The sequence below is a fragment of the Streptomyces sp. NPDC046215 genome (assembly GCF_040646215.1).
Taxonomy (GTDB): domain Bacteria; phylum Actinomycetota; class Actinomycetes; order Streptomycetales; family Streptomycetaceae; genus Streptomyces; species Streptomyces stramineus.
In genome coordinates, this window is record NZ_JBEYZW010000180.1 from 1 (window position 1) to 3,408 (window position 3,408).

The following is a 3,408-nucleotide window of genomic DNA, read 5'->3' on the forward strand; positions in this document are numbered from 1 at the left end:
CACCGCCCGCCCCGGCGGGGGCCCCCCCCCCCCCCCCCCCCGGCCCGGGTTTTTCGCGCACCACACCCCCCAAAACCCCCCCGTCCGGCGATTGAGGACACCGCCGCGCAGCGGTGGTGCACCCCCACAACCCCGCCGGGCCGGCTAGGCCACCGGCGTGAGGAACCGCTGCGGCAAACACGCGTCGCACGGCCGGGCGTTGCCGGCCAGGAGCTCCTCCCGTGCCTGCGCGGTGGACAGGGTCTCCTCGTCACCCTTGGGCACCCAGCAACCCGCGTGGTGGACCTCGAAGAGCGTGCTGCCGGAGCGGCGGTGCGAGGTGACCGGCCAGACGGCGTTCTCCAGGTCCGCCCGGTAGGGGGCGCGCGCGGGGGCCGGGGCTTCCGCTTCCTCGAAGGGGTCGTCGGTGAGGTATTGGAGGACCGCGCTGCGCACCCACTCGCGCGGAGGCATGCCCGCCTCGTCGGCTGCCGCCGTGATAAGGGCGAGTTCGTCGTGACTGAAGAGCTGCTCCATGTCGCGGACGGTAGCAGCGGGACATCCTCCGGCGGGCCCGGTCCGGCGCCTTCGGAGAACCCGGCATATGCGCACGGCCAGCACACGAGCGCCGCACCGGGTGCGCCGTCGGCGCCCCGAAGCCCCCTCGCCCGCGTGTCGCGTGCCCACCGCCCGTCAACGGCACGGAAGTTCACCCCACGCCGGACCCTGATCGTCCGGTTCCCCCGGAGGACAGGGTTCCCCCGAAAGAGCGGAGGCCGCCCGTTCGCCTGTCAGCCTTCCGCATCCCGGCCCGGCGCCCCGGCCGCGAAGGCCGAGGCAGGGGACCGGATGGTTCGGTACCGCCCACAAATGATCTCGGTACCCGTACCGGTCCGGACCGTGCTGTTCGCGCCGCCCCGCACGCCCATGCTGTGACTGCGCCCTGGAGTTCGGGGCGTGCTCGCTCAACGGGAGGAACAGTGCCCAATACGCTCAACGGGGAAGACGCCCCCTCGCTCGGGGTGTCGGTGGAGCCGCTCGACGGCGTGAGCATCCGAGCCCGGGTCGACATCCCGGTCCAGCGCGCCGACGGCGCCTGGCAGCCCGGCCAGATGATCACCTTCACCGGGCTCGGCGACGGCCTCGAGCACGTGGCCGTGCAGTTCGGACCGATCGCCGAGGTCCCGTTGGTGAGGCTGCACTCCGAGTGCCTGACCGGCGACGTCTTCGGCTCGGCGCGGTGCGACTGCGGCCCGCAGCTGACCGAGTCGATGCAGCTGCTCGCCGCTTCCGGCGGCGTGCTGCTCTACCTCCGCCAGGAGGGACGCGGCATCGGTCTGTACAACAAGCTCGACGCCTACCGGCTCCAGGACAGAGGGCTGGACACCTTCGCGGCCAACCGCGAGCTGAACTTCTCGGACGACCTCCGGGACTACCGCTCGGCCGCCCAGATGCTCAAGGCCCTCGGGGCGACCCGCATCAAGCTGCACACCAACAACCCGGACAAGGCGGCCCAGCTGTCCTCGTACGGGATCGACGTCGCGGAGCAGATCCGTACCGGGATCTTCCGCAACGAGCGCAACGACCACTACCTGCGCGCCAAGGCCGAATACGGCGGCCACTCGATCGAACTCGTGGAAGGAACAGCGTGATCCAGCACCGGGGACCCATCAGCGGCATTGCGGCCTGGGAGAACGCGTACGTGGCCACGGCCGGCTACGACAACCAGGTCATCTGCTGGGACCAGCGGACCGGGACGGCCATCTCCCGCTCGTTCCACGACCACCTGGCGAACCAGTGCGCGTTCTCGCCCGACGGGCGCCACCTGGTCACCTCCTCCAGCGACTACACCGCCCGCCTGTGGACGGTGCCGGAGCTGCGCCTGGTCGCGGTCCTCGCCGACCAGGAGGACGACGTGGAGATGTCCGTCTTCCACCCGTCCAAGGAGCTCATAGCCACCGCCTCCCGTGACCACCGGGTGCGCGTCTACACCTTCACCGGGCAGCTCGTCGCCACCTTCACCGGGCACACCGCCGACGTGATCTCCGTGGAGTGGGCGCACGACAGCGACGAGCTGATCTCCTCCAGCGACGACGGCACCATCAAGCGGTGGTCGCTGGAGACCGGCGGCCTGGTGGCCGACCTGGACATGGACGGCGTCGAGACCGACACCATCGCCCTCTCCGCGGGCGGCACCATCTTCGCCGGCAACGACGAGGGCCAGATCATCGTCGTCACCGACGCGGGCCGCACCGTGCTGCCGGCCCACGAGGCGGGCATCAAGCGCCTGGTCCTCGACGACGCGCGCAACCTGCTGGTCAGCCTCAGCTACGACCGCACGATGCGGCTGTGGGACGTCGCCTCCGGCCGGCCCGAACTGCGCGACACCACCGCCCTGCCCGACGACGTCTGGCCCCGCTCCTGCGCGTTCGCCGGCGGTTCCCGGCTGGTCTTCGCGACGTTCGGCGCCGGCTACCGCGGCTACGACTACGAGGGCTGTTCCTGGGACTCCTCCGAGGTGCCGCCGACCCAGGGCGTCAACGCCGTCCTGCCGGCCGCCGGGGGCGCGCTGACCGTCGGTGACGCGGGCATCGTGCACCGCGACGGCGAGGTCGTCGCCCGCACCGGCAGCCTGTGCAACTTCCTCACCCCGCTGGGCGACCTGGTGCTCTCCGGCGGCCAGCTGGGCAAGGTCTTCGACGCCCTCACCGGGCGCGAGCTGTACCAGCACCGCTCCCCGCTCAACTGCGGCGCGACCTTCGAGCGCGACGGCGCGCGGTACGCGGTGGTCGGCGCGTACACCGGCGAGGGCCTGCTGCTGCGGCTGACCGGCCCGGGTGAGCCGGGCAAGGCTGAGCACGTGGCGGACCTGCCGCTGCACACCAACGCCGTCAAGGGCGTCGCCGTCTCCGGTGACCTCATCTTCTCCGTGGCCGCCGACGCCTCCGCCACCTGGTACCGGATCGGCGACCTGGAGAAGGTCACCACGATCGAGGACGCCCACGACCGGATCGCCAACGGCTGCGCGGGCCTGGGCGACGGCTACTTCGCCAGCGTCAGCCGCGACCTGAAGCTGCGCATCTGGGACCCGGAGCAGCGTGCCGAGGTCCTCGACACGCCGCACACGCACTCCATCAAGTGCGTCGCCGCCTCCGACGACGGCCGGTTCGTCGCCTCCGGCAGCTACAACGGACGGATCGCGGTCTACGACCGGATCGCCGGTGAGTGGGCGTCGGTCATCCGGCCCACGACCGCGGGCATCTCCTCCCTCACCTACGACGTGGAGCGCAAGGCGTTCGCCGCCTCGTCCTACGACGGCCAGGTGTACACGGCCGCCGTCTGAGTCGCAAACGGGGAGGGGATCGGGCCTACGGGCCCACCCTGGCAGGAGACGCGCCGTGTGCAACCCGGGAGGGAGGATCACGGATG

Annotated in this window: 3 protein-coding genes; 2 read left to right on the forward strand and 1 reads right to left on the reverse strand. The window is 71.6% G+C overall.

The window, feature by feature from the left end:
* Positions 1-144: 144 nt before the first annotated feature.
* Complete coding sequence (locus tag ABZ951_RS33645) at positions 145-516, reverse strand: DUF6233 domain-containing protein (protein ID WP_344096937.1); 372 nt, start codon at positions 514-516, stop codon at positions 145-147.
* Positions 517-1,031: 515 nt separating this feature from the next.
* Between ABZ951_RS33645 and ribA the strand changes: the two genes are divergently transcribed.
* A complete protein-coding gene (gene ribA, locus ABZ951_RS33650) occupies positions 1,032-1,631 on the forward strand; it encodes a GTP cyclohydrolase II (protein ID WP_344096941.1) in 600 nt (199 codons plus the stop codon).
* Positions 1,628-3,322 (forward strand): WD40 repeat domain-containing protein, encoded by a 1,695-nt coding sequence (locus tag ABZ951_RS33655; protein WP_344096939.1) that lies wholly within the window; start codon positions 1,628-1,630, stop codon positions 3,320-3,322. Before ribA ends, ABZ951_RS33655 begins: the two co-directional genes overlap by 4 nt.
* The last annotated feature ends 86 nt before the right edge of the window (positions 3,323-3,408 follow it).